The following is a 25,781-nucleotide window of genomic DNA, read 5'->3' on the forward strand; positions in this document are numbered from 1 at the left end:
CAAGCGCGGCGCGTGCGGCGGGACGCCGATGCCGTCCTTGCCGGGCCGGGACCACCGCGCGGGGTCACGCGGGGCGGGCACCGCGCAGGTTGGAGATCCCGGCGACAGCGATCACCGCGATGCCCAGCAAGGTGACCGGGTCAGGCACGTCGCCCCAGACGAGATAGGCCAGCAAGCTGGCCCACACGAGGATGCTGTAGCGAAAGGGCGCCACCAGCGCCAGATCCGTTCGGCGGCACGCCGCGATCAGCGCATAGTTTCCGGCCGCGGCGCAGGCGGCCGCGCCCAGCAGGGCCAACGTCTCGCGTCGCATCAGCGGATGCCATGTCTCATGCAGGGCAAGGCCCAGCAGCGGGGCTGCCGCACAGACCGCTGCTGTCGTGGCGACGGCGACCGTGGCGGTCGATACCGATGGCGGCAGACGGCGCGTCACCACGTCCCTGGCGGCCAGCGAGATGGCGCACAGGACCGCCAACGTGAGACCGGCGCCATGGGATCGGGCCTGGGGCCGCATCACGAGCAATGCGCCGAAGAGGCCGGCGAGGACGGCCAGCAGCCGTGCCGGCCGCAGCGGCTCCCACCGCATCAGCATGCTCGCGACGGCCACGAGCAGAGGCGCGACCATCATGAGCGCGCTGACCGTCGTGAGAGAGGCGCGCGCGAGCGCGAGCACGGAGGTGACGGCTGTACTGACCTCCAGGGCGCAGCGCAGCAGCACGCCGGGTTCGCGCAGGTCTGCCTTGAGTTGCGTCCCGTCAGGGCGCACGACGATGAGCACGAGGACGCTGGCGGCCACCCCTCGCACCGCCAGGACCTGACCTGCTGGAAAGGCCTGCAGCGTCAGCTTCACGAGCGTGTCGTTGAGCACATAGCACGCCATCGCGGCCATCATCAGGAGTGGGCCGCGCCAGGCAGGGGCCTGCTCAATCACCGTTGCCCCCCATGGGCGCAGGCGGAGCTACCGTGGTCGGTTCCGATGTCGGCGACGCGCCCGGGGCGGCGCCACATTGCTGAAGCACTTCCACCGCCGCGCGTGCCTTCAGCACGATCTCGGCCACCTCGTCGTCGGGGTCCGAAAGCGCGATGATGGCGCCGCCGCTGCCGATCGACACGCCTTTGTCGGTGCTCACGATGGTGCGGATCACGATGTTCAGTTGTGCGGTGCCATTGAACGACAGGTAGCCGATGCTTCCCGCATAGACGCCGCGTGGCGCGCCCTCGAGATCGTCGAGGATGCGCATGGTGCGCTCCTTGGGCGCCCCCGTCATGGACCCTCCGGGGAAGGTGGCGCACACGCAGTCGATGGCGCCCAGTCCCGCGCGCAACTGGCCGCGGATGGTGCTGACCATCTGATGCACGGTGGCATAGGATTCGATGTCGAACAGGCCGGGGACATGGACCGTGCCGACCTCGCAGACCCGGTTGAGATCGTTGCGCAGCAGATCCACGATCATGAGGTTCTCGGCGCGCGTTTTCTCATCGGCCGCCAGGACTTCGCGGATGCGGCGGTCCTCCTCTGCATTCGCGCCGCGGCGCGCGGTGCCCTTGATGGGGCGGGCCTCGACGCCGGCGTCGGCCCCGATGCGCAGGAACAGCTCCGGCGACGCACACAGCAGCGCCAGACCGGGCGCGTTCAAAAAAGCGGCGTAGGGCGCCGGGTTGCGCGCGCGCAGCGCCCGGTAGACCCGCCAGGCCTCGATGCTGCCGTCCCCGGCAAGCTGGTTGGTCAGGCACACCTCGTACGTCTCGCCCTGCAGGATCTCCTGCTGGGCACGCAGAATGCCCTCCCGGTAGGTCGACAACTCGGTGCGCCAACGCAGGGGCCCCAGGCGCTGCGCCGCGCCGGTGGCGTCGCCTGCAGCGCTTGCCGGTGCCTGCAGGAGGTGCGCCTGCGTCGCGTCCAGCCATTGCGCATTGGAAGCGCACAGCGTGGGCGCGTCCAGACAGACGATCCATGTCTGTTGCTCCGCGTGGTCGAAGGCGATGAAGCGGTCCGCGAGCATCCAGAGCGCATCGGGCGTCTCGGCGTGGTGACCGGGCCCGCCGCCGAGTTCCCGCTTCAGCTCATAGCCGAAGTAGCCGACGAAGCCGCCCGCGAAATCGAAGGGCAGGGGCGGCGTGCCGGGCCGCGGTGGGGGAACGTGTTCGCGCAGGTAGTCGAAGATGCTCTGTGCGCGCTTTTCGACCGTGCCATGCGCGTGGATCTCCAGCTCCCGGGTGTGGGCGCGATAGGTCACCCGCTTGCCGAGCGGACCGCCTGCGTCGCCCATGAACGAGAACCGCGCGCGCCCGGTGTCCGCCAGGCTGCTGTCGAGCCAGAACGAGACGGGGGCCTGCGCGAACAAGGTCGCGAACACCTGTTCGGGGTCGGGCAGCAGGTCGATGCACCGCGCATGCACCGACGGTGCGGCCTCCTTGCCGAAGCGGAACTCCGGCAGGAAGCTGCCCATCGTGGAGGCTCGGCGCCGCCCGTCGCGCCAGGTCTGCGTGAGCTCTCGGAAATTGCGCAGCAGCGTCGCGCCATACTCGGTGCAGATCGATTCCGGATGGAACTGCACACCCCACCAGGGTCGTGTTCTGTGCCGCAGCGCCATCAGCGTGCCGTCTGCCGACCACGCCAGCGGCTCGAGCTCCGCGGGCAACTGCGTCACGGCCAGCGAGTGGTATCGCACGGCCTCGAAATGGTTGGGAATGCCGCGAAACAGATCGATGGCTTGATGGGCGATGCGGTCCAGTCGCCCGTGCATCGGGCGCACGGCCAGGTCGACGTTGGCCCCGCAGTGGTGGGCGATGGCCTGGTGTCCGAGACACACGCCGAGCACCGGCACGCGCGCATGGCACAGCGCGTCGGCCGAAATGCCCAGGTCACTGCGCCGCTGCGGGCGGCCTGGACCGGGCGAGATCACGATGTTGTCGAAGTCCAGTCGCTGGACATCGCGCCAGGCCATTTCGTCGTTCTTCACCACCATGGGTGGCTCGTCGTTGCATGCGGCCAGGTACTGGTAGAGGTTGTAGGTGAACGAGTCGTGGTTGTCGATCAGGAGGGTGCGCATGGGGGACTCCAGACGGTGCGAATCAAGCTGCGCATGGTTGGCTCGCGGCGGGGTTGCTGCAACTGCCGGATCGGGCAGTTGACACTTGAGGCGGCCGCGCCCAGGCTCATCCAACGCGTCGTAAAAGCGTTGACTTGTTTCGGCGCGGCATCCCCGGGATAGCGTTTGCGCCAGTACGCCCGGTAGCAGATGTCGGTATCGGTGGGTACCGCGTTGTCAGCGCCCGCCAGCACGACGGGCACGCCGCTTGCCTAGAGCTTCTTCGCATGCCGGTTGAGCGTCCCGGCCCATGGGAGCTCGTGGCCGAATCTCGTCCCCGGTCGTGGATGGGTGTGGGGGCAGACAGAGGCAGCCGATCAGCACGCCGTGGACCACCGCCTTGACGCAGTGGCGCTCGAGGGCGTCTTCCATGTCAGCCAGGCCGCGGCCTGTTTCGATCGGCTCGCCTCCGCGTGAGGACGGCCACGCCGTTCCAAGCGCGTTGCCCGTGAGCGACCCCGCCGTAGCCCGCGCCTCGAAGCGCCACGAGCGGCAGCCTCTCGTTCGGCCTGCCCAGGCGGCGGAAAGCGCTTCGGTTGCGGGGGCTTTCCTTTCGAGCCGAATGCAGCGGGTTTCGGGTCATCGCGGGACGCGACGTGCAGGGCATCCGAATCCGAAGCCGCGATGCCGAACCCCTTGAGCGCAACTTCGCCGATCTGCACAAACTCTGGCCCGGGTTTTGCCGCCAGGCTGTGCGACGGGTCTTTGCGTGGCGGCCGCGCGCTGCCTCGGGATGGGGGCGCGGCAAGGGTAGCGCTCAGACGACGAGCATGACCTCAAGGAGCGGCTGCTGGATTGCGCGAAGCGGCGGTGCCCTTGCGAGCCGAAGGTCTTCTGCGAGTGACATATGCCGGATGAAAGCTGCGCCGGCTGCCATCCGGGAACGCAACCGTGATGGAACTCGTGTCCGACGCGACAACCACACCCGCACCGAATCGCCCGACCTTGACGGCATCGCTCGCCGCGAATTGGGTGCTGCCGCGCACCGTGGCCGTGGCTGTTTGCTGCTCCTCGGTCACGAGGATCGGGCTTGCCATCTCGGCCTCATGGGCCGCGATGCGCCGACAGTTGTCGCAAGTGCCGCAGCGCTTCATCGACGATGCGGCGTCCAGATCGCTCAAAAGCAGCTGCCAGCGACATTGCCCGGATTGCGCATAGGAGATCATGCGCTCCAGCGTTTCGCGGTCTTGCGCGCGCCTGTTCTTGTCGTCCTCCAGCATGGCCGCGAAATTGAAGTCGCCCTGTGCGGTCTGCCGTTTGCGAAGCGTGATCTTGCCCTGCCGGTCGACCTTCAATACCTTTTGCGCTCTCATCAAGGCGAGAGCCGATTGCATCTTGGCGCGGGGACGGCCAAGCGCATCAAGAAGACCGGCGGTGCTCCAACCCGAAGGCTCGGGTGGTGTGGCCAGCAGTTGCCGGTAGAGGGCATCGAGGTCTTCGAGTTGAGGATACCGGCCCGCAAGGAAGAACTGCTGCACTGCGCGGTCCCTGGTATTGAAAAGCAGCACGCAGCGCGCGGGACGACCGTCGCGGCCCGCGCGCCCGGCTTCCTGGTAGTACGCGTGAATGCTGGACGGCATCTGACAGTGCAACACGAAGCGAATGTCGGGTTTGTCGATGCCCATGCCGAATGCATTGGTGGCCACCATGATACGGATCGCGCCCGACATGAATGCCTCCTGTGCATCGCCGCGTTCACGCGCGCCAAGCTTGCCGTGGTAGATCGCGACCGATTCGTCGTGTGCCTTCAGAGCCTCAAAGGCTTACTGCGCGATCTTGACGGTGGCCGCATAGACGATGCCGCAGCCCGGCGTCTGCTGAGCGAACTGGGCGACACGCCGCAGTCTTTCCTTTTCATCGACCATCTGTTCCACGGCGAAGTGAAGGTTTTCCCGGTACGCGCCCGTGTCGATCAATCCGGACCTCGGAATGCGCAGATGCTTCATGATGTCGCGGGCCACGTCGTCACCCGCCGTGGCCGTGAGCGCCAGCACGGATGGTTGACCGAGCGCCTGCAGCGCGGGACCGATCTCCAGGAACGCGGGCCTGAAGTCATGGCCCCACTGGGAGATGCAATGGGCCTCATCAACCGCGACCAGGCGCACGGGATGGGCACGCAGGCGCTGGATGAAGGCCGGGTCGCAAAGCCGTTCGGGCGTGGTCAGCACGATGTGTGCGCTGCCGTCCTTGATGGCGAGTTCGGCCTGCGCCAGTTCTGCAGCATTCAGCGCGCTGTGGACCTGGATGGCTGCGATGCCCTGACGCTGCAATTTGTCGCACTGGTCTTTCATCAACGCGATGAGTGGCGACACCACGACGGTGCGTCCCGGGAGTACCACTGCTGGCAGCTGATAGCACAGGGATTTGCCCGCCCCTGTGGGCATCACCGCCAGTGTGGGAAGACCTGCCATGACCCGTTCGATGACCTGCGCCTGCCCGATGCGCAGGTGGGTGTGACCAAAGACGCTTCGCAGCGTATGACGCAGGCGTTCGTCGAGCGACCTCTGTGATTCATGGGGCGCTTGGGCGATTGCGCCAGACATTAGTCGTTCTCCTCGTCGTTGGTGTCGTCGCTCCCAAGCTCCAGTTCGTGGGCGTTTGCCGCCACCTCGGCGGCGGCGTCCGGAAGCACGCCCACGCGGTCGGGAAGGATGTCCGCGTGCGTTGGTTCCTCGATGGCTGCTTTGCCCGCAGCGCGGCCTTCGGTGCCTGCGGCGTCGCTGCCACTGTCACTGGAATCGCTGGGGCCCAGGCTGTCCACATCGACGCCCTTGTGTTCGACGGGCGGAAGGGTGCCGCCCAGAATGCTGCTCGTTGCCATTTCATGCTCCTTTGCTGAATCGGTGTCACCACCCTGGCCGTTTCTGATCGGGAGCAAAGTAGGAGCGGGGCGCGTCCGGAACGCTGCGGTGTTCTGCCTTGATGTGCTGTTGCGCGCTGGTGGGTCGTGGAAGCAGGATCGCCCTGTGCCGCACACTCGCGGCCGCAGGCGTCTCGTTGCCAGGGGCAGTCCGTGCGGGAAGGGCTTGGCGCCGGCGGGGTGCGCTGTGGACCGGGGCCACCGCGGGCCGAACTCACGCCCTTGGCTGGCGCCTCAGCACGGTGAGTTGGCCATCGCGCTCGAGGGTCGCGCGCGCGACGTCGGAGAGCGACGCGTCGCCCAGTTGCTGGCGTATCGCCTCTTCGAGGTTGCGCCGCGAAACCAGCGCTTGATGCATGGCGTCCTCGTCGAGGTGGCCGTTGTTCAGCAGCACGATTTCGTGTCCGTTGACGAGGTCCTCGAAGCGTGGCCAACGGCTGCTACCCAAGGCCACGGCGCGGTGCACGAGGACCAACGCGGCACCTGCGGCCATGGTGCTCCAAAAAGGAGATGCCCCCACCACTGCACGGCCCAGTACAGCGCCCAGCAAGACGGTGATGCATGCGTCGAACGCGCTATGCTGGCCGAACGAGCGGCGCCCGGAAGCACGGATCAGGGCGAGCGTGATGAAGAAGACCGCGACGGCTCTGGCCGCCATCTGCCACACCTCAAGCTCAGAGCCGTGTCCGAACAGCCAAGCGGCAAATTGCATCGTCGCGTGCATGGGATCTCTTCGCGGACTTGGTGGCTACCGCGAAGTTCGCTGTTCCAAAGTTCTGCCCTGAGGCCTCAGGGCCGGGGTTTGCTCGATCGGGACGCCGGCTGCGCATCGCTGACTTTCTTCTTCGCGGTTCACTGGGCAGCTCGGCTGGCGTGCGGCCGTCAGGATTTGTTCCGGTCGTCGGCTCGGGTGTCTTGGAGGGACTGCCCGCCGAATGAACTCCTCTTCGCTGTGCCATCGCTGTCTCCGTGGAAATCAATGCGGCAAACATCGCGCGTTGCCAGCCAACGCGTGTAGGCAGGGGCCGCTTTCTCCTTGAAGAAGCTTCCGAATGTGGATGCGGAGGGTCGTGGATCGCCGGGCATTCTGTTCGGGCATGCCGGGCTGCGGCATGGGCCGCGCGCTCCGCGTGCTGTTGGGCCTGCCGGTGCGAGGGGCCGATGGAACGTTGGCAGCCGTCATGCGCACGGCGATGGCTCGCCCCTTTCTGCTGGCGGCCGGTGGGTCGATGTCTGACCTCGGGCGCGACATTGCAGCTTGCGTCGTCGTCTTGGGTGCCTGCGCGACTGGGCAAGCGCGTGTCGGTCGCGCCGCTGCGCAAGCACGCCCTCTACGAGATCCTGATGGCACAGGGTGTGAAGTTTGGGCGAGTGATCCAGGAGATCACTGCGGAGGTGGCCGATCCTGCGCGCGCGCGCCTGCTGAACGTCGAAATCGGCGCGCCGCTGCTGAAAATGGTGCGCCTGCTGCACGACCTCGACGCGCAGCCGGTGCAGCACCTCACGGTGTCAATGACCGCCGAGCGCAGCCGCGTGCTCATGGACATCCCTGGCGAGACCATCAACACGCTCACCGCCGGGCAACTGGTGCACGAAGTCCATCCCGCGAGGTCACCGCGAACCGCCTGATGCGTTGGGAATGGGGCGCAGCCCGGACCGGTACGCTGCCATCCGCTCTCGTTCAGGCTTGCCGAAGGCAGGTACGTGTCGAGCAATTCGTCGAAGAGCGCGGTGCCCGACCGGCTGCGAAGGAGGGAGAAGGCCAAGTAGGGTCGGCCATTTCACTGGATGCAGGTTGACAGCCGGACTTTGCTATCGTGACGAGAAGGCTTATGGTGACTACGGTAGGGCGGCAACCGAGGTCGCAGTCGTTGCACGGCGCGACGCAGCCCTCGGCGGGCTTGGGCGGTGCCTTGATGCGAAGCATGATGAGTCAGAGCGTGCGCCATGAATCGCCGATTCCCCCTCCGTGCTGCCGTGCGATCAGCGGCCGGTAGTCGCCCAGTTCACCGCAGCCATCCCCGCGAATTCGCCAGAGGCAGTGACTTGGCGTCCCGCGGTGCAGACTTCGACGAGATGCATACCGCCGTGCGCGCCATTTCGCGCGGGGAGTTCGTGCTGGTGGTCGACGACGAGCATCGCGAGAACGTGGGCGCGCATCACCGACGTTTTCCACAACCCCACGGCCGCGACGATCGATGCCTCGGTGCTCTAGGACACCCATCTCGGCTCCGACAACGGGGGCATCCTTTACCCCACGCCAGACGCCACGCAAAAGGCATGGAGCGCATGGGACTACAAGTCGAGCGGCAACGGTGTCGGCGGTCGGGACGTCGGCTTCGCATTCGGCACGGCGGACACTGTCACCTACAAGTCCGCCACGGCACGTGGCACCAGGGACGGCAGCGACGATATCAACTTCAAGTTCAACATCTCGGTCCCGGCAGGCGGCACCGTCACGCTGAAGAACTTCTAGGCGACGGGAAGTTGCTGCCGTGAGTTGACTAGCTGCCCACCGACCGCGCGCGCCGCGGGCGACGGGCCGGCGTCTTCGCAGCCGACAAGCCGCGCTGCTGTGCGACCTGTTGGGCCGCGTCGGCAAAGTACGCCCGCACGATGGCGAATGCGCGCTCGGCCGCGGGTGCCAGCGTCCGTCCGGCGTGCCTCACGATGCCTAGCGTCATGTCCAGATCGAGCTTGGGCTCCACGTCGAGGGCCACCATCGTTCCTTCGCCCAAGGCCGAGATCACGGCGATGTCGGTGGAGGGGGCAATGGCGTCGCTTGACGTGACCAGCGTGTGGATCGTGTTCACGTCGTCGGTGTTCAGGGCGAAATGATTCTGCAGCGGCATCGAAAGACCATAGAGCTCTGCAATGCGGTGGATGACCGACTGATCCGCGTATCCCGCCATCACCATCGGATGGGCGGAAAGTTCGGACATGCCGATGCGTTTCCGCCCGGCCAGCGGATGGCCGGCGCGTGCGAACCAGCCGAAGGTGCTCACATAGGCGGGCTCCGCCACCATGTCCGGCTCGTGCGCCGCCATGCGCACGTCGCCAATGAAGAAATCGAGCCGCTCCTTGCGCAGCGCGTCGAACAGCACGTCCGAGCTTTGCACCATCGCGCTGAGCCTGAGGCCGGGTGATTCCGCCACGAGCTTCAGCATCATGAGCGCCAACAGGGAGCGGGCAATGGACGAACCCATGCCGAAGGACAGCGACCCCAACTCGCCCGCGCGCATGAGCGACAGCGACCGGGCGCCTTCCTTCTCGTCGAAGACGATGCGTCGAGCGCGTTCGACATAGGCGTTGGCATAGGGCGTGGGTCGCAGGCGCCGCCCTTGCCGGTCGAAGAGCGGCACACCCAGGGCCTCTTCCAGCGCACTCAGGCTGCGCGAGAGGGCCGGCAGGCTCAGGTGCACGCGCTCTGCCGCGGCACTGAGCGAGCCGAGATCCATCACGGCTAGGAAATGTCTGAGCTGTCGCGTGTTCATGTTTTTTACTTGCACTTCATGCAAGTTTTTCTCAGTTAAATTGCAATTTACTAAACTGTAGTCGATTCCTAGACTGCGATCGAACTCACCAGATCGCGTCGATGAATCCCAACTCTCCCCGTTCTCCAGCCCTTCGACCCGTGGTGGTCATCGCGTCCGATCGCATCGAGCGGGACGGCCATGCCGCGCACGCGGCGCTGGACGGCTACGTGCGTGCCGTCGGCGAGATATCCAAGGCGCTGCCGCTCGCGCTGCCGGCCGCCGGCGAGGCGATCGATGCCGACAGCCTGATCGATGCGATCGACGGCATCGTGCTCACGGGCAGTCCGTCCAACGTGCATCCCTCACGCTACGGCGCCGCCGAGCCGCACCCTGAAATGCAGCTCGACCTCGCGCGCGACGCGACGATCCTGTCGTTGCTGCCCCGGCTCATCGCCGCCGGCGTGCCGGTACTTGCCGTGTGCCGCGGCTTCCAGGAACTGAACGTCCTCTACGGCGGCACCCTGGAGCCTGCCGTGCACAGGCAGCCCGGCCGTCTGGACCACCGCGAGGGCGACCACAACCGTCCGATCCAGCGTTGGTACGACGACAGCCATGCGCTGCATATCGTCGAAGGTGGCGTGCTCGCGCAATTGGCGGGCGGCACGCGCGCGGTCGTGAATTCACTGCATCACCAGGGCATCGAGCGACTCGGCAAGGGCCTGCGCGTGGAAGCGACCGCACCCGACGGACTGATCGAGTCGTTCTCGATCGAATCGGCACCGCGGTTCGCACTGGCCGTGCAATGGCATCCCGAGATGCGTATCGACGACAGCGCGTTTGCGCGCGCGTTGTTCAACGCCTTCGGCGACGCTTGCCGCGTACGCGGGCGAGAGCGCCTGGGCACCCCTGAATCCACTTGAACAGCACGCCTGGAGACACCCTTGAAGAACAATCAGATCACCGCGCTCTTCAGCGCTGACTACGCCGAGGCACGCGGCAAGTTCCTGCGCGCCGCGGCACGACGCGGCCTTGCCGTCGAATCGCACGAGCTCGCGCTACCCGGCGCGCAAGGCGAGGTGCTGGCCACCGACGTCGTGCTCGACGGCCCCGCCGATGCATCGAAAATGCTCGTCGTCATCAGCGGCGTGCATGGTGTGGAGGGCTTCTGCGGATCGGCGATCCAGACCGGCATGCTCGATCTCGGTGCCCCGGCGCAAGCACAGGGCGCGCACGATACCGCGGTCCTTTACGTTCATGCGGTGAACCCCTATGGCTTCTCCCACCTGCGCCGGGCCACACAGGAAAACATCGATCTGAACCGCAACTTCGTCGACTTCTCGAAGCCTCTGCCGGTCAACGCCGGCTACGCCGAGATCCACGAGCTGTTGCTGCCGCCCGAATGGCCACCGCAGCCGGACACGGAATACCGTCTCGATGCGTATGGCGAGCGCCATGGCGCCCGGGGCCTGCAGCGGGCCATATCGCTCGGCCAGCACATCCATGCCGACGGGCTGCACTACGGAGGCACCGAGCCGGCCTGGAGCAACCGGACCTTTCGCGAAATCCTGAGGCGCTGCGCAGCCCAGGTTCGTGAGCTTGCTTCCATCGACATCCATACCGGCCTGGGCCCCTACGGTGTGGGAGAGCGAATCTTTGCCAGCTTCGACGAGGCCGTGCTCGAGCGCGGAACGCGCTGGTGGGGTGAGCTCACCTCCGTGACCACCGGTACCTCCACCAGCATCCCGTTGACGGGTCCGATCCAGACAGCACTGGCCGAGGAGTGCCCGCAGGCAAGGCATGTGGGCATCTGCCTGGAATACGGCACCTGGCCCATGCCGCGGGTCTCGGCGGCCATGCGCGCCGAGCATTGGCTGCATCGCCACGGCTGCGCCGACGTGGCCAAGGCGGCCGCGATCCGGCAGGAGATGAAGGATGCCTTCTTCCCCGACGCCGAAGACTGGAAGCTTGCAGTCTGGAAGCAAGGCTCGCAAGCCTGCCAGCAAGCGCTGCGCGGACTCAACGAAGACGCCGCGTCGAAGCTTGCAGCCTGACCCGAGCGTCGCACCACCACGCAGAACAAAGAGACAAAGAGGCCCCACCATGAGCACCACCATCGCCCACGTCCGCCCGGGCGGCGCGACACGTCCGGGCAGCACTGCCACCGACGCGCCCGAAGACGCGGCAATCAGCCGCAAAGCAGTTGCCGCCGCCGTGGCCGGCAATGCGCTCGAGTTCTATGACTTCGTCATCTACGCCTACTTTGCGGTCTACATCGGGCGCACCTTCTTTCCGGTGGGCGGTGAGTTCGGCAGCCTGATGCTTGCCCTTGCGACCTTCGGCGTCGGTTTCTTCACGCGCCCCCTGGGCGGCGTGCTCATCGGCGCTTTCGCCGACAGGGTCGGGCGCAAGCCCGCCATGATGCTCACGGTGGCGCTCATCACGTTCGGCACGCTGGGGCTGGCGGCCACGCCGAGCTACGCGAGCATCGGCATCGCGGCACCCCTCATCGTGGTCTTCTGTCGCCTGCTGCAGGGCCTGGCACTCGGCGGCGAGGTCGGTCCCGCCACCGCGCTTCTCATCGAGGCAGCGCCGCCTGGGCGGCGTGGTCTCTATGCCAGCTGGCAGATCGCAAGCCAAGGCATCGCGGTTGCGGTGGGCGGCGTGCTCGGCGTGACGCTGTCGCTCGTGCTGCCGCCCGAGCAGCTCGCCGCCTGGGGCTGGCGCGTGCCGTTCCTGCTCAGCCTCGTCCTGATTCCGGTCGCCTTCTACATCCGCCGCAGCTTGCCGGAGACGCACGAGGGCTCGCGCGACCAGACAGGCGCACAGATCGTCGGCTCGGTCTTCGGCAAGCACCGCCGCCTCCTCGTGCTGGGCATCCTGATCTCGGCTTCCACGGCGGTTGCGTCGCAGGTGGGCAACTACATGGTCACCTATGCGGTCCAGGTGCTCAAGCTGGCACCGGCGCTGGCGCAGGGCTCGGTTCTGACAGGGGGGATCATGACCTTCTTGTTCGCGTTGCTGGGCGGCTGGCTGTGCGACCGGTACGGTCGCAAGGTCACCAATACACTGCCGCGCGTCGCGCTGCTGGTGCTGATCGTGCCGATGTTCCTGTGGCTGTCCGGCGCACCGAGCGCGCTCACGTTGCTGGGCGTTTCCGCAGTCCTGGCGGCGCTGACTGCCATCTTCGGGGCGGCCGGCCTCGTGACCGTGCCGGAGCTGATGCCGATCGCGATCCGGAGCACGGGCCTGTCCCTGGTCTATGCGATCAGCACCTCGGTGTTCGGCGGCACCACGCAATTCGTCGTGACCTGGTTGCTGGCCGTGACGCACAATCCGCTCGCGCCTGCCTACTACGTGATGGTGATCAGCGCACTCAGCGTCTGGGCCATGTGGATGCTGCCCGAGTCACGAGATGTCGATGTGACAAAGTGAGGCTGCGAGCGCGGTGGGCATCCGAAGACGAGCGCTACTTCGGCGCGTAGCTCATCTGAGTGACCACGTCCGTGCTCTCGGGTCGCCCGCCCGTCGCGGGAACGAAGGCCTTCAGGCGCTGGCCGCGAAAAGGCCCTTCGGCCGCGATCCATGACGTGACATCGACCGTGATGTCGGGCGACTTGCCCATGGTGGTGGTGCTGGCCAGAACGAATCGGCAGGTGTCGAACGTGCCGAGCGCCGTCGACAGCTTCTCGCGGCCCTGGTAGGTCAGGGCTTCGGTGACGTCCATGGCCACCTTGGCACCGGGACTGACGGTTTCCACGCGGTAGGCGAGGGTCACGGTCTGTCCGGGCTGCATCGAGACGGGAATCGCTGGTACGGGCGTATGGGTGCTCGTTGCCCGCGTGCCGCCGCCGTGCGTCTCGCCGTAGCGCACCATCTTGCCGTCGACCAGGTCCCGCAAGATCGTCGCCGTGGCGAACGGCTTCTTGCCGGCGTCGTAGAACGTCTGCTCGAAAGCCACCGGCGTGGCGCCGCCGAACGATTGGCGCTTGCCTGTGGTGACGCCGTGGTGCGTAGTACCCGTGGGCCGGCCGGGCGAGGTCTGCTGCAGGTCGTAGGTCAGCTGCGTGCCTGCGTTGAAGTCGGCCTCGTTGGTGCAGGCGGACGAATCCGCTGCTGCAACTGCCGCCGGGGAGGGCGCTGGCGAAGCTGCCGCCGGTGACGTCGTCGCGGCCACGGGCGGGGTGCCTGCATCGCGGCCACCGGTACCACTGTCGCCGCAGGCCGTGAGCCACACGGCCGCCGTGAGCAGGGAGAGTCGACGAACGCGTGCGGTCCTGGAAATTGGCATGGGTCCCTGTGGTGCGGGGGGCGCGATCACGACATGTGACAGCGCAAGAACTCTAGCAGCGCGGCACGGCGCTCACCAGTCACGAAAGTCATGGCGGGCCTTGCCAGCCGACCGCTTTCTCCGACGCGGGCGCCTACGAGACTTCGAAGGGCGAGCTCTCTCTCGCAGGACCCCTCACGGCGGGCGCGAATTTCCGCAGCAGGACACATCGCTTCCCGATGCGGCGAAATCCTACCGAGCTCACCGCCTCTCGCCCACGGCCTCGCCGCACCGCGGCCCTACGCTCTTTGCAACGCAGCAAAGGATCCGCAAGCATGGCCCACCGCAAAGTCGCCGACCTCGTCATCGAAACCCTTCAGCATGCCGGCGTCAAGCGCTGCTACGGCATCGTCGGTGACACCCTCAACCATGTGACCGACGCCATTCGTCGCAGCGAGATCGAATGGGTGCATGTGCGCCACGAAGAGGCGGCCGCCTTCGCTGCTGGCGCGGAGTCGTATCTGTCGGGTGAGCTCACTGCCTGCGCGGGCTCGTGCGGGCCCGGAGGGCTTCACTTCATCAACGGGGTCTTCGAGGCCAACCGCAACCGCGCGCCGATGGTGCTCATCGCCAGCCAGATCGTCACGACCGAGCTGGGCATGGACTTTCCGCAGGAGGTGGATTTCAAGTCGCTGTACGCGGGTTGCAGCGTGTTCTGCGCGCAGGTGCACTCGGCCGATCAGGCGCAACGCGTGACGGCGCTGGCCGCACAGGCGGCGTTGTCGCGCGGCGGCGTGGCCGTGGTCATCTTGCCGAGCGACATCGCGCAGACCGAAGTGAAAGAGGGCCTGACCTTTGCCGTCCACCGCACCGCGCCCGTGGTCCGGCCGAACGACAGCGAACTCGCGCAGTTGGCGGCGTTGCTGGGCAAGGGCAAGAAGATCGCCATCTACGCCGGGCACGGCTGCGAAGGCGCGCACGAGATGCTGCTGGCCCTCGGCCAATGCCTGAAGGCACCGATTGCCCACACCTCGCGCGCCAAGGACTTCGTGGAGTACGACAACCCGTTCAACATGGGCATGACCGGCATCTTCGGGGTGGAGTCGGGCTATCGCGCGCTGCAGGCGTGCGACACGTTGCTCCTGCTGGGCGCCGACTTCGCGTGGAGCCAGTTCTATCCGTCCAAGGCCACCATCTTGCAGATCGACACGGACGGCAGCCACCTGGGGCGACGCCATCCCGTCGCGCTGGGGCTGGTGGGTGACGTGGCGCACACCATCGAGGCACTGATTCCGCTGCTCGAAGAACGCAGCGACCGGAGCTTTCTCGACGAATGCCTGCGCCACCGCGAGGATGCAGTGCAGACGCTGCGGCGCGACGAGCGCCCTGGCAAGGAGGGGCTCATTCATCCGCAGCACCTGACGCATGTCATCGACGAGCTGGCGGCCGACGACGCCATCTTCACCGCCGACGGCGGCAGCCCGATGGTGTGGTCGCTGCGCCACCTGCACATGAACGGCCGGCGCCGCACGCTCGTGAGCCTGCTGCACGGCACCATGGCCAACGCGATGCCGCAGGCGCTGGGCGCGCAGAAGGCCTACCCGGGGCGGCAGGTGATTTCGCTGTCCGGCGACGGCGGCATCGCGATGCTGCTGGGCGACCTGATGACTGCGGTGCAGGAGAAACTCCCCATCAAGGTCGTGGTCTACAACAATGCGAGCCTGAACTTCGTGGAACTCGAGCAGAAGGTGGAAGGCCTGCTGGACAACTACACCGACTTGCTGAACCCGGACTTCGCGCGGTTGGCGGAGGTGATCGGCTTCTATGGCCAGAAGGTCGAGCGCGCCGAGCAGTTGCCCGACGCCGTGCGTGCCTTCCTGGCGCACCCGGGGCCTGCGCTGCTGGACGTGAAGGTCAACCGTACCGAACTGGTGATGCCGCCCAAGGTGGAGTTCAGCCAGGTGGCGGGCACCATGCTGTATTCGGCCAAGGCCGTTCTCAGCGGCAGGTCGTCGGACGTGGTCGATCTGATCAAGGACAACTTCACGCAGTAGGGACCAAGAAGTTGTCTGACTCGCACAGGAGAAAGAACCCCGCGAGCCGGCGGTGGGCGAGAAGAGAGTTTCACTCTCATCGAACACCAGCAGGAGCACTTCATGAGCAACGCATCCACCGTCGGTTCCGGCGACGGAACCCGACCGACCACGAGCGGGGGTGTGGACAACATCGGGGGCGCGGAGAAATTCTCCCCCACCAGGAATTCGGCGGGGGAAGGCGTGTCCGGCCCCGCACCCCAGGAACGCATGCAGGACAGGCGCAAGGGCGCGGAGGCCTCGAAGAATGACGATTCCGCGGCATTCGGGCTGAAGGAAGATCTCACGCCCACACCCAATCGGGAACCCGAGCAAGGTGCTCGACCGCGCGATCCTGCGGAAAGGGAGGCCGCCATTCGGCGTGCGGCCTATGAAGCCTACGAGCGGCGGGGTGGCGAGGCCGGTCACGAGACACAGGACTGGCTGGATGCCGAGGCCGAAGTGGATCGGCAGGATGCGGCCCGGGGCTGACCCGCCGACAGGCGAGCCGCGTCGGCCCGCCATTTTTTCATTGCAGCTTTTTTCGAGGAGCGCATCGCATGACACATCCCATGCAGGCCGGCCCGCGCCCGCCTTTTCATACCCCTGCGCAGACGCCGCCGGGCCTGGAGTCCGACATGACGCCGCGCCCGGACTTCGGCGAGACCTCCTATGCGGGCTCCGGCAAGTTGAAGGGCAAGGTCGCGCTGATCACCGGGGGCGACAGCGGCATAGGCCGCGCCGTGGCGCTGGCCTTTGCCCGCGAGGGGGCGGACGTGCTGATCTCCTATCTGGCCGAGGAGGAGTCGGATGCGCAAGCCACGGTTCGACTGATTGAGGGCGAAGGGCGCAGCTGCGTGCCGCTGCCCGGGGACATCTGCAAGGAGGCGCACTGTGTGGCGCTCGTCGAGGCCGCGGTCTCGCGCTTCGGCAAGCTCGACATTCTGGTGAACAACGCCGCGTTCCAGGCGACCCACAAGGATCTGGCGGAGATCACCGAAGAAGAGTTCGACAGAACGTTCCGCACCAACGTCTATGCCAACTTCTTTCTCTGCAAGGCCGCCGTGGCGCACATGAAGCCGGGAAGCTCGATCATCAGCACGGCCTCCGTCAACGCGGACAAGCCGAACGCCACGCTGGTGGCCTATGCGGCCACGAAAGGGGCGATACAGAACATGTCCGGTGGCATGGCCCAACTACTCGCGGAAAAGGGCATACGGGTCAACTGCGTGGCGCCGGGGCCGTTCTGGACGCCGTTGATCCCTTCGACGATGCCGCCGGACAAAGTGAAGGAGTTCGGAATGCAGACGCCGATGAAGCGGCCCGGCCAACCGGCGGAACTGCAGGCCGTGTATGTGCTGCTCGCGTCCGATCAGGCGAGCTATATTTCCGGCGCAACAATTCCAGTCACCGGCGGCGTGCCTTTCATCTGAAGCGGACCGACACCGACGGCCGGGGAGATCGCCTACAGGGCGTGTCGAGTCTTTCCGATGAAGTTGACAGGTCGCGCGCGCCACACCTGCGATCCTGGGCTTTGCGGCATCGTCGGCGTTTCCCAGACGCGCCGGCTCGGAGCACACCATGGCACTCTCGGCAACGGTAATTTCCTCGGACAAGGTGGAAGGCACGACGGTCTACAACGCGGCCGGCGACAAACTCGGAACCATCGACGACCTCATGATCGACAAGATGTCGGGTCAGGTGCGCTATGCGGTGATGGAGTTCGGGGGATTTCTGGGAATGGGCACCGATCGCTATCCCATCCCGTGGGCTGCGCTGAAGTACGACACCGGCAAGGACGGGTATGTCGTGCCGCTGGACAAGGCAACGCTCGACGGCGCGCGAAGTATGACGACGGCAGCGTGCTTCGTACGACGACCAGTACACCACCAGCATCAACAGATACTACGGTTTCTGACCCTTCAAGAAAATTCAGGAAAAGCGCGCGGCGCTGCGCCACGGCACCCTATCGATGGTTGATCAGAACAACAAGCCTGCGCACCCTGTAGAGCGTTTTGTGCGCGTGCGCGGCGCGCGAGAACACAACCTCAAGAGCGTCGATGTCGACATTCCGCGCGACGCGCTCGTGGTGTTCACCGGCATCTCCGGCTCCGGCAAGTCGTCGCTGGCGTTCGGCACGCTGTTTGCCGAAGCCCAGCGGCGCTATCTGGAGTCGGTCGCGCCCTATGCGCGCCGGTTGATCGACCAGGTCGGCGTGCCGGCCGTGGACACCATCGAGGGCCTGCCGCCCGCGGTGGCCTTGCAACAGCAGCGGGGCACGCCCAGTGCGCGGTCTTCCGTGGGCAGCGTGACCACGTTGTCCAGCCTGCTGCGCATGCTCTATTCGCGCGCTGGCGACTACCCGGCCCGGCAAGCCATGCTCTACGCCGAAGACTTCTCCCCCAACACGGTGCAGGGCGCCTGCCCCGTGTGTCACGGGCTGGGCCGGGTCTTCGAGGTGACCGAGAAATCGATGGTGCCGGACGACTCGCTCAGCATCCGCGAGCGCGCCGTCGCCGCGTGGCCGCCGGCCTGGCACGGGCAGAACCTGCGCGACATTCTGGTCACGCTCGGGTATGACGTCGACAAGCCGTGGCGCGAACTTCCGAAGAAGGCGCGTGACTGGATCCTCTTCACCTACGAGCAGCCGACCGTGCCCGTGTATGCGGGCTTCACGCCGGCCGAAACGCGTGCCGCGCTGCGCAGCAAGATGGAGCCGAGCTACCAGGGCACCTTCATGGGCGCGCGCAAATACGTGCTGCACACCTTTGCGACGACGCAGAGCGCGCTCATGAAGAATCGTGTCTCGCGCTTCATGGTGGGCGCGCTGTGCCCTTCGTGCAAAGGCAAGCGGCTCAAGAAGGAAGCGCTGTCGGTGCGGGTGGGCGGCCACGACATCGGCGAGATCGCCCGGATGCCGCTGGACGAGCTGTCTCGCGTGCTGGCGCCCATTGCGGCGGGCCGGCTGCCGGGACACGCCGAGGAAAAGCGCATCGCCGCGCAGCGCCTGTCGCACGACCTGCTCGAGCGCGTGAGCACGCTGCTCGGCCTGGGCCTGGGCTATCTGTCGCTCGACCGAAGCACGCCCACCTTGTCGCCCGGCGAGCTGCAACGGCTGCGACTGGCCACGCAGATTCGATCCAACCTGTTCGGCGTGGTCTACGTGCTCGACGAGCCGTCGGCCGGCCTGCATCCGGCCGATGGGGAGGCGCTGGTCGCGGCGCTGGACATGCTCAAGCGCGCGGGCAATTCGCTGTTCGTCGTGGAGCACGATCTCTCGCTGATGCGGCGCGCCGACTGGCTGGTCGACGTCGGGCCCGACGCGGGGGAAAAGGGCGGCGTCGTGCTTTACAGCGGTCCGCCGGCGGGCTTGCGCGACGTCAAGGCGTCGCACACGGCGCGCTACCTCTTCGAAAAGCCGCAATTGCTTTCGCAAGCGCCGCGCGCGCCCGCCGGATGGCTCAAGCTGGCGGGCATCAGGCGCAACAACCTGAGCGGCTTGTCCGCCCAGTTTCCGCTCGGCGTGCTGACCGCGGTGACGGGTGTCTCGGGCTCGGGCAAGTCGAGCCTGGTGACGCAGGCGCTGGTCGAACTGGTCTCGGCGCACCTCGGCCACGAGCCGGAGGCGGAAGCAGGGGACGCCGAGGCTCCCGCGCTCGTCGAGCGCTCGGCGGGGCACATCGTGCAGGGCATGGAGGGCATCCGACGCCTGGTGCGGGTCGACCAGAAACCCATCGGGCGCACGCCGCGCTCGAACCTTGCCACCTACACCGGGCTCTTCGACCAGGTGCGCAAGCTGTTTGCGAGCACACCGGCTGCACGCAAGCACCGCTATGACGCCGGCCGGTTCTCATTCAACGTCGCCAAGGGCCGTTGCCCGGCATGCGAAGGCGAGGGGTTCGTCAGTGTCGAACTGCTGTTCATGCCCAGCGTCTACGCCCCGTGTCCGACCTGCCATGGCTCCCGCTTCAATCCGCAGACGCTGAAGGTGACCTTGCGCGGCAAGACCGTGGCCGATGTGCTGGGCATGACGGTCGACGAAGCCCACGGCTTCTTCGAGGGCGAGGCCGGGGTCGAGCGACCCTTGCGCCTTTTGCGCGCCATCGGCCTGGGCTATCTGCGGCTGGGCCAGCCCGCCACCGAGCTGTCGGGCGGCGAGGCACAGCGCATCAAGCTCGCGACCGAATTGCAGCGCGCCCAACGCGGCGACACCCTCTACGTGCTCGATGAGCCCACCACCGGACTGCATCCGGCGGACATGGACAAGCTCATGGTGCAGTTGAACGGCCTGGTCGATGCCGGCAACACCGTCATCGTGGTGGAGCACGACATGCGCTGGGTCGCGGCCTGTGACTGGGTGATCGACATGGGGCCCGGCGCGGGCGGCGAAGGCGGACGCATCGTGGCCCAGGGAACGCCGCGCGAGGTCGCCAAGGTTGCCGACAGCCGCACCGCGCCCTACCTGCGCGCCTGGACATCGGGGCAGCAAGACGGCCCTTGAGGGGGCCTTGTGCGCGCTTGGCCTACCTTGACGAACGCCATCGGCGGATGGTCACGCTGCCGTGCGGCGGCAACGTAGGGGCTCTTACTGGAGCCCACTGTGCCCATCGCCGTTCCTTCGTCGAGGCTCATCCGGCTGTATCGCCTGTGCAGGGACGCGGTGACGGCGTGGATCGATGATTTCGCGCCGAGCATGGGCGCCGCCATCGCGTACTACACGATGTTTTCACTGGCACCGTTGCTGGTGATCGTGATCGCCGTGGCGGGGGCGCTCTTCAGTGCCGAGGCCGTGCAGGGGCAGATCGCCGCGCAGTTGTCCGGCCTGATCGGTCGGGAGGGGGCGCTCGCGGTGCAAGGGCTGATCAAGAGCGCGAGCGCACCGTCACGCGGCCTGATTGCCGGGGGCATCAGCATCGCCGTCCTGATCGTCGGCGCGACCACGGTGTTCGCCGAACTGCAGAGCGCGCTCGATCGCATCTGGCACGTGCCCGAGCGCGTGAAACCCAAGGGGCTCTGGGGCATCCTGCGAGCGCGCGTGCTGTCGTTCGGCTTGATCCTCGGCTTGGCGTTCCTGCTGATGGTCTCGCTCATCGTGAGCGCCGCCCTGGCGGCATTCGGAAGCTGGACGACCGGGCTTTTTCCGGGGTGGGAGCTGCTGTTGCAGTCGATCAACGTGCTGGTGTCCCTGGGCATCCTCACAGTGCTGTTCGGAATGATCTTCAAGTTCATGCCGAGCGCACCCATCGCGTGGCATGACGTCTGGATCGGGGCCGTGGTGACGGCCGTGCTCTTCGAGGTGGGCAAGGTGCTCATCGGGCTGTATCTGGGCAAGAGCGGCGTCAACGAATCCTTCGCGGCCGCCGGCTCGCTGGTGGTGCTTCTGGCGTGGGTGTACTACGCCGCGCAGATCTTCCTGTTGGGTGCGGAGTTCACCAAGGTGTATGCCGACGCGCATGGCTCCGTAGCGGCCGCCAAGGCACAAGAAGCCACGGACACCGCGGCGTTGCAGGCCCAGGCAGGCACGGACGCGTGGTGGTGGACAGGGATGGTGTCGCTCGCCTGGCAGACGTGCAGCGGCTGGTCGAGAAAAAGACACGGCAAGCCACGGCGAAACTCACGCGCCAGCTGATCGCATGGGCAGCGGTCACTTTGGCGAGCAGGTTGCTCGCGCGGCGCCGCCGCAAGCAACCGCGGGCAGGGCGCCGATCCGCCGACCCCATTCAGTGAAAGAACAGCGCGATCAGGATGATGACGGGGATCGGAACGCCGAGGAAAAACAAAAGAAGAGAGCGCATGGAATGCTCCTTGAAAAGGGATTGCGTTCAGAGGTCACGGCGGCGGCCGCCGTAGGTCGCTGCAAAGCTCGCGACAAAAGCGCCGATGAGCATCGAAATCACGAGCCACAGCGAGCCGTACGCCGACGCCTTGCGCGCGGCATCCGCGGCTTCCTTGGCCTTCGCTTGCGCCTCCTTCAAGGCGGCCTGGGCCTTGGCATAGGTGTCGTTCACGCGCTTTTCGGCATCTTGCTGGCTGAGACCGGTTCGCTGTGCCACGACCTGCGCCACATACTTCGCGTCTTCGGGCGGCAGTGCGCCCGTGCGAATGCTGTTCAGGAAGATGCGGCTGACCTCCGCGTTCGCGGCGCCGGCGCCGCGCTCCCCGGCGGCAGGGACCGTCGGCGGGGTCGTGGACCCGTCGGTCGCCGCGGGCGCCGGATTGCTATCGGGAGCGCGGCGGAAAAGCGAATCGATGAAATAGTTCATCGGCCCCGCGCCGGCGTCGGTGCCGGCGCGCGAGCCGGGGGATGCCATACCCGTTCCGGCCGCGCCGGCCGCTGCGGCAACGCCCGCCGCCGATGCCGTGCCGCCGGCCACCGTGGCCCCGGCCTGCGCGCCCGCCCCGAGGACCGAGCTCACTGCGGAGCCGAGCAGTGCGGCCGTGAAGAGGGTGGCCACCGACCATGCCAGGAAGCCATGCGCGGTGTCTCTGAAGTAGACCTCGTCGGTGTGGACACCCGACCATTTGGTGCGCAGTCGCCCCGCCAGATAGCCGCCCATGCCGGAAGCCGCGATTTGCGTGAAGGTCAGCCAGAGGATGGTCGCGATGCCGATCGCCGTGGCGCTCGCGCCCTGGCTGGCCCAGGGGCTGATGGAAGACATTCCCAGGCCGGTTCCCAGCAGGAGCAGGATGAGCGAGAGCGACGCGGCGCCTGCGGCGCCGGCAAATATCGCTCCCCACGAAACCCCGCTCGGGCTGGCATCGCCCTCGATCACGCCGACTGGTGTATTGACGCCGTATTGGGCCATTGCTGCTCCTCGAAGTGGAAGCGTCAATGTCGAATCGGCCCCAGTGCCCCTTCGTCATCTGCTCCCGCAAAAAGGGGTAGGCAATGGGCTCGCGGGACCTGCCATTGCGCCTACAAGCCGAAGTAGCGCGGTGACGGTGTCGTCGGTGCCGAGGCGTGAGCTGGATCTTTCTGCTCCCGCAAGGCGAGTGCACCTCGCAACCGGCGGCCCCATCGACAGCATGGAGCTGCGCGATCACGGTGGTACTAGCCCACAGGGTCAGCGTCTTCGTTTTCGATGGTCCGAGGGCCCACTTTTCGTTCCTCCAGCAGGCGCAGAAACGTCAGGTGCCCGGACGACCACGCATCCGCCCAGGTGTCGCACGTCTGTTCGCAAGCGCGTATGTCCGTCCATCCATCCGCAGTGCGCTCATGGAGCACCCATCGGTACTTGCCAGGCGTCGGCTCTTCGACGTAGAAGGAAATCAACTTCAGTGGAGCTGTCATGGCCGCAATCTATCGGAATGGCGAGGGATGCTGTTCGTCTCACAGCATACTGCCGCGCGAACGCCATGGATATGCGGGTCATCGCCCCTCGGAGCGGGCGTTGTTGACCTTGGCGCAGAACTCGAAAAGTCCCTCGAGCTCTGTGGATTTATCGAAGACGGCATCGGCGCCCAAGGCAAGGCACTGGCGTCGAACGTCGTCAGTTGCGTAGTTGGAAAGGATGATGACCCGTTGGGATGGCAACCGGTTTCTGCAACCCTTCAAAACGCCCAGGCCGGACCCCTCCTTCAAGAAGAGGTCCACGACAGCCAGATCCCAGGTGCCTCCATGGGACGTCAGCCACTGGGTGGCCTCCTGTTCTCCGTCCGCAAATCCGATGACCCGCGCATTGGCCAAGTCCGCCAGGGTGGGAATGAGGTTGTCCCGAATGGTCGCGCTGTCTTCGACGAGAAAGGTAATGATTGCCATGAGCGTGTCCCCGGTTGAAGGCAACGTAGGGGGCGCGAATATCGCTTGGCGTGGTGGTATTGCCCGCAGCGGTGTCGGATCCTCCCTTCAACGATCCGGTGCACAGACATGGACCTTGGTCTTGCCGGCCGTTGCATCGACGAGGCCTCAACCGGTCGAGCCGTTGTCTTGCAGCTTTCGCAGCGGGGGACGTAATAATCTTCCGACAGGCCAGACCCCAAAACGTGGAACAAAAAACCGCCCATCGCGTGCAGCTCTTCAGCCCCGAGGAGCGCAATCGCCTGCTCGTGGCTGCAGTGTCCGACTACGCGATCTACATGCTCGACCCGGACGGCTTTGTCGTCAGTTGGAACGCCGGGGCCCAGCGGCTGAAGGGATATACCGAGGCCGAGATCCTGGGGCGCCATTTCTCGACTTTCTATGAGCCCGAAGACGTGAGCGCAGGTTTGCCGACGCGCGCGCTGGAGACGGCGCTTGCCAAGGGCCGGTTCCAGGCGGAGGGCTGGCGTTGCACGAAGGCCGGTGAGCGTTTCTGGGCCTCTGTCGTCGTGCATCCCATCTGGGCGCCTGACGGGGAACTCCTTGGCTACGCGAAGGTGACGCGCGACCTCAGCGAGCGTCATGCCGCCGAGGAAGCATTGCGTCTCAGTGAAGAGCAGTTTCGACTGCTTGTTCAAGGGGTGACGGACTATGCCATCTACATGCTCGACACCCAAGGCATCATCACCAACTGGAATTCGGGTGCTGAGCGAGCCAAGGGGTACGCGCCGGGCGACGTCATAGGCACGCACTTCTCCCGCTTCTACCAGGAAGGGGACCGCGACGCAGGGCTGCCCGCCCGGGCGCTTGCGACGGCCCTGAAGGAAGGCAGATTCGAGGGCGAAGGTTGGCGTGTGCGCAAGGACGGCACCGAATTCTGGGCCAACGTGGTCATCGACCCCATCTTCGATGGCAACGGCGTGCACCGCGGCTTCGCGAAGATCACGCGTGACATCACTGAAAAGCGCAAGGCGCAGCTGGCCCTGGAAGAGGCGCGCGAAGCGCTCTTCCAGTCTCAAAAGCTTGAGGCGATCGGGCAGCTGACAGGCGGTGTCGCTCACGACTTCAACAACCTGCTGGCAGTCATTCTGAGCAGCCTCGAGTTGCTTCGACGCAAAGTCCCGGATGACGCGAAGCTCAAATCACTGATCGAAAACGCTGCGCAGGGCGCCAAACGGGGCGTGGTGTTGACCCAGCGGATGCTCGCGTTCGCGCGTCGCCAGGAGCTTCGTCCAGAGAGCGTGGATCTGGAGTCGCTCGTCGGCGGCATGAAGGAAATGCTCGAGCGAACCCTCGGTCCGACGATTGCCGTCGAAGTGGATTTTGCGGAACATCTGCGCCACGTGGTGGTAGACGCTCATCAGCTCGAACTGGCCATCCTCAACTTGGCAGTCAACGCGCGCGACGCGATGCCTGAAGGCGGAACGCTGAGAATCGAGGCGTCGGAGCACATGCACGCGACGACGTCACGTGAGCCCCATGGCCTGAAGGCCGGAACGTATGCGCGTCTGTCGGTCCGCGACTCAGGCAGCGGCATGAGTCCGACGACGCTGGCGCGCGCTGTTGAACCGTTCTTTACGACGAAGGGCGTGGGCAAGGGGACAGGTCTCGGCTTGGCGATGGTGCAAGGGTTGGCAGTCCAATCGGGAGGCGGCTTCGCGTTGTCCAGCACGCAGGGCATTGGAACCCGTGCTGATCTGTGGCTTCCTCTCGTGACCGCCGATTCCGTCGAATCGGTCAGCGTCGTCCCGCCCAAAGGGCCGACCAGTTTTCCGCAGGCTGTCCAACGGCTGAAGGTGGTCGTGATCGACGACGACCCGCTTGTTCTGCGGGGGACCGTCGCGATGCTGGAAGACCTCGGGCACAGCGTGGACAGCGCCTGCAGCGCTTCGGACGCACTTGCACTCATCGACGGCACGGTGGACCTGGTCGTTTCAGACCAGGTGATGCCCAAGATGACCGGCGCGCAGCTTTTTGCTGTTCTGCGAGAGAAGCAGCTCAGGCCGAGTCTCGTGCTTGCCTCGGGGTATGCGGACCTGCCGGAGGATACGGAATCGGGGATGGTCAAGCTCGCCAAGCCGTTTGATCAGGAGCAACTCCATGCGGCCATCGCGCAAGCCATGGCTGACAGGACAACACCGGCAAGAAAAGCAGGGGGATGACGCAGGAACCGGCCCACGAAGGCGTTGGGCAGGTTGTGCTTCGCAGGTCGCCTC

Annotated in this window: 22 protein-coding genes and 1 pseudogene; 11 read left to right on the top strand and 12 right to left on the bottom strand. The window is 66.2% G+C overall.

All coding sequences use genetic code 11. The features are described from left to right. Positions 1 to 64: 64 nt before the first annotated feature. The 7 genes from BMG07_RS05480 to BMG07_RS05505 form a co-directional block, all read right to left on the bottom strand. Positions 65 to 931 (bottom strand): DMT family transporter, encoded by an 867-nt coding sequence (locus BMG07_RS05480; RefSeq protein WP_307866877.1) that lies wholly within the window; start codon positions 929 to 931, stop codon positions 65 to 67. Beyond that, positions 924 to 3,053 carry an aminodeoxychorismate synthase component I gene (gene pabB, locus BMG07_RS05485; RefSeq protein WP_198083701.1) on the bottom strand — a complete coding sequence of 710 codons (2,130 nt, stop codon included), beginning with the start codon at positions 3,051 to 3,053 and terminating at the stop codon, positions 924 to 926. The genes BMG07_RS05480 and pabB overlap by 8 nt, the downstream gene beginning before the upstream one ends. Further along, positions 3,038 to 3,295, bottom strand: coding sequence for a hypothetical protein (locus tag BMG07_RS05490; RefSeq protein ID WP_198083702.1), 258 nt, complete (start codon positions 3,293 to 3,295; stop codon positions 3,038 to 3,040). Before BMG07_RS05490 ends, pabB begins: the two co-directional genes overlap by 16 nt. 573 nt (positions 3,296 to 3,868) lie before the next feature. Beyond that, positions 3,869 to 4,843 carry a helicase-related protein gene (locus BMG07_RS41545; protein ID WP_269758691.1) on the bottom strand — a complete coding sequence of 325 codons (975 nt, stop codon included), beginning with the start codon at positions 4,841 to 4,843 and terminating at the stop codon, positions 3,869 to 3,871. Positions 4,844 to 4,855: 12 nt separating this feature from the next. Beyond that, positions 4,856 to 5,635: a DEAD/DEAH box helicase gene (locus tag BMG07_RS41550; protein WP_269758676.1), complete on the bottom strand. Its 780-nt coding sequence runs from the start codon at positions 5,633 to 5,635 to the stop codon at positions 4,856 to 4,858. Next, positions 5,635 to 5,913, bottom strand: a complete 279-nt coding sequence (locus tag BMG07_RS05500; protein WP_198083769.1) for a hypothetical protein — start codon at positions 5,911 to 5,913, stop codon at positions 5,635 to 5,637. The genes BMG07_RS41550 and BMG07_RS05500 overlap by 1 nt, the downstream gene beginning before the upstream one ends. 253 nt (positions 5,914 to 6,166) lie before the next feature. Beyond that, positions 6,167 to 6,676, bottom strand: coding sequence for a DUF421 domain-containing protein (locus BMG07_RS05505; RefSeq protein ID WP_198083703.1), 510 nt, complete (start codon positions 6,674 to 6,676; stop codon positions 6,167 to 6,169). A gap of 437 nt (positions 6,677 to 7,113) precedes the next feature. Between BMG07_RS05505 and BMG07_RS05510 the strand changes: the two genes are divergently transcribed. Next, positions 7,114 to 7,581, top strand: coding sequence for a UTRA domain-containing protein (locus tag BMG07_RS05510; protein ID WP_198083704.1), 468 nt, complete (start codon positions 7,114 to 7,116; stop codon positions 7,579 to 7,581). A gap of 354 nt (positions 7,582 to 7,935) precedes the next feature. On the opposite strand, the gene BMG07_RS05515 is transcribed toward BMG07_RS05510, so the two are convergent. Next, the gene (locus tag BMG07_RS05515) at positions 7,936 to 8,091 is read right to left on the bottom strand and encodes a hypothetical protein (protein WP_198083705.1); all 156 of its coding nucleotides are present in this window, start codon (positions 8,089 to 8,091) and stop codon (positions 7,936 to 7,938) included. 365 nt (positions 8,092 to 8,456) lie between these two features. Continuing rightward, entirely contained in the window at positions 8,457 to 9,446 is a 990-nt protein-coding gene (locus BMG07_RS05520) for a LysR family transcriptional regulator (protein WP_198083706.1), read from the bottom strand. Positions 9,447 to 9,547: 101 nt separating this feature from the next. On the opposite strand from BMG07_RS05520, the gene BMG07_RS05525 reads away from it, so the two are divergent. The 3 genes from BMG07_RS05525 to BMG07_RS05535 are packed head-to-tail and all read left to right on the top strand — an operon-like array spanning position 9,548 to position 12,860. Further along, entirely contained in the window at positions 9,548 to 10,348 is an 801-nt protein-coding gene (locus BMG07_RS05525) for a gamma-glutamyl-gamma-aminobutyrate hydrolase family protein (protein ID WP_198083707.1), read from the top strand. 21 nt (positions 10,349 to 10,369) lie between these two features. Continuing rightward, positions 10,370 to 11,479 (top strand): M14 family metallopeptidase, encoded by a 1,110-nt coding sequence (locus tag BMG07_RS05530; protein WP_198083708.1) that lies wholly within the window; start codon positions 10,370 to 10,372, stop codon positions 11,477 to 11,479. A gap of 49 nt (positions 11,480 to 11,528) precedes the next feature. Further along, complete coding sequence (locus BMG07_RS05535) at positions 11,529 to 12,860, top strand: MFS transporter (RefSeq protein WP_198083709.1); 1,332 nt, start codon at positions 11,529 to 11,531, stop codon at positions 12,858 to 12,860. Positions 12,861 to 12,894: 34 nt separating this feature from the next. On the opposite strand, the gene BMG07_RS05540 is transcribed toward BMG07_RS05535, so the two are convergent. After that, positions 12,895 to 13,716 (bottom strand): hypothetical protein, encoded by an 822-nt coding sequence (locus BMG07_RS05540; RefSeq protein WP_198083710.1) that lies wholly within the window; start codon positions 13,714 to 13,716, stop codon positions 12,895 to 12,897. A gap of 314 nt (positions 13,717 to 14,030) precedes the next feature. Here BMG07_RS05540 and BMG07_RS05545 point away from each other — a divergent pair, with 314 nt between their 5' ends. The 6 genes and pseudogenes from BMG07_RS05545 (at position 14,031) to BMG07_RS05570 (ending at position 21,396) form a co-directional block, all read left to right on the top strand. Continuing rightward, positions 14,031 to 15,749, top strand: coding sequence for a thiamine pyrophosphate-dependent enzyme (locus BMG07_RS05545; protein WP_198083711.1), 1,719 nt, complete (start codon positions 14,031 to 14,033; stop codon positions 15,747 to 15,749). A gap of 102 nt (positions 15,750 to 15,851) precedes the next feature. Beyond that, positions 15,852 to 16,259, top strand: coding sequence for a DUF2934 domain-containing protein (locus BMG07_RS05550; protein WP_198083712.1), 408 nt, complete (start codon positions 15,852 to 15,854; stop codon positions 16,257 to 16,259). Positions 16,260 to 16,327: 68 nt separating this feature from the next. Continuing rightward, positions 16,328 to 17,200: a glucose 1-dehydrogenase gene (locus BMG07_RS05555; protein ID WP_198083713.1), complete on the top strand. Its 873-nt coding sequence runs from the start codon at positions 16,328 to 16,330 to the stop codon at positions 17,198 to 17,200. 148 nt (positions 17,201 to 17,348) lie between these two features. Continuing rightward, positions 17,349 to 17,685 (top strand): annotated as a pseudogene (locus BMG07_RS05560) (PRC-barrel domain-containing protein). Between the two features lie 54 nt (positions 17,686 to 17,739). Further along, on the top strand, positions 17,740 to 20,268 hold the full coding sequence (locus BMG07_RS05565; protein WP_198083714.1) for an excinuclease ABC subunit UvrA: 2,529 nt from the start codon (positions 17,740 to 17,742) through the stop codon (positions 20,266 to 20,268). A gap of 99 nt (positions 20,269 to 20,367) precedes the next feature. After that, complete coding sequence (locus BMG07_RS05570; protein WP_307866878.1) at positions 20,368 to 21,396, top strand: YihY/virulence factor BrkB family protein; 1,029 nt, start codon at positions 20,368 to 20,370, stop codon at positions 21,394 to 21,396. A gap of 193 nt (positions 21,397 to 21,589) precedes the next feature. On the opposite strand, the gene BMG07_RS05575 is transcribed toward BMG07_RS05570, so the two are convergent. Together BMG07_RS05575 and BMG07_RS05580 are read right to left on the bottom strand one after the other, a co-directional pair. After that, positions 21,590 to 22,573: a hypothetical protein gene (locus BMG07_RS05575; protein WP_198083715.1), complete on the bottom strand. Its 984-nt coding sequence runs from the start codon at positions 22,571 to 22,573 to the stop codon at positions 21,590 to 21,592. Between the two features lie 563 nt (positions 22,574 to 23,136). Then, positions 23,137 to 23,526, bottom strand: coding sequence for a response regulator (locus BMG07_RS05580; protein WP_198083716.1), 390 nt, complete (start codon positions 23,524 to 23,526; stop codon positions 23,137 to 23,139). A 224-nt stretch (positions 23,527 to 23,750) separates the two neighbouring features. On the opposite strand from BMG07_RS05580, the gene BMG07_RS05585 reads away from it, so the two are divergent. After that, positions 23,751 to 25,727 carry a PAS domain-containing sensor histidine kinase gene (locus tag BMG07_RS05585; RefSeq protein WP_198083717.1) on the top strand — a complete coding sequence of 659 codons (1,977 nt, stop codon included), beginning with the start codon at positions 23,751 to 23,753 and terminating at the stop codon, positions 25,725 to 25,727. Positions 25,728 to 25,781: the final 54 nt, after the last annotated feature.

Origin of the sequence: Variovorax sp. E3 (assembly GCF_016082275.1) — a bacterium.
Lineage (GTDB): Bacteria > Pseudomonadota > Gammaproteobacteria > Burkholderiales > Burkholderiaceae_C > Variovorax.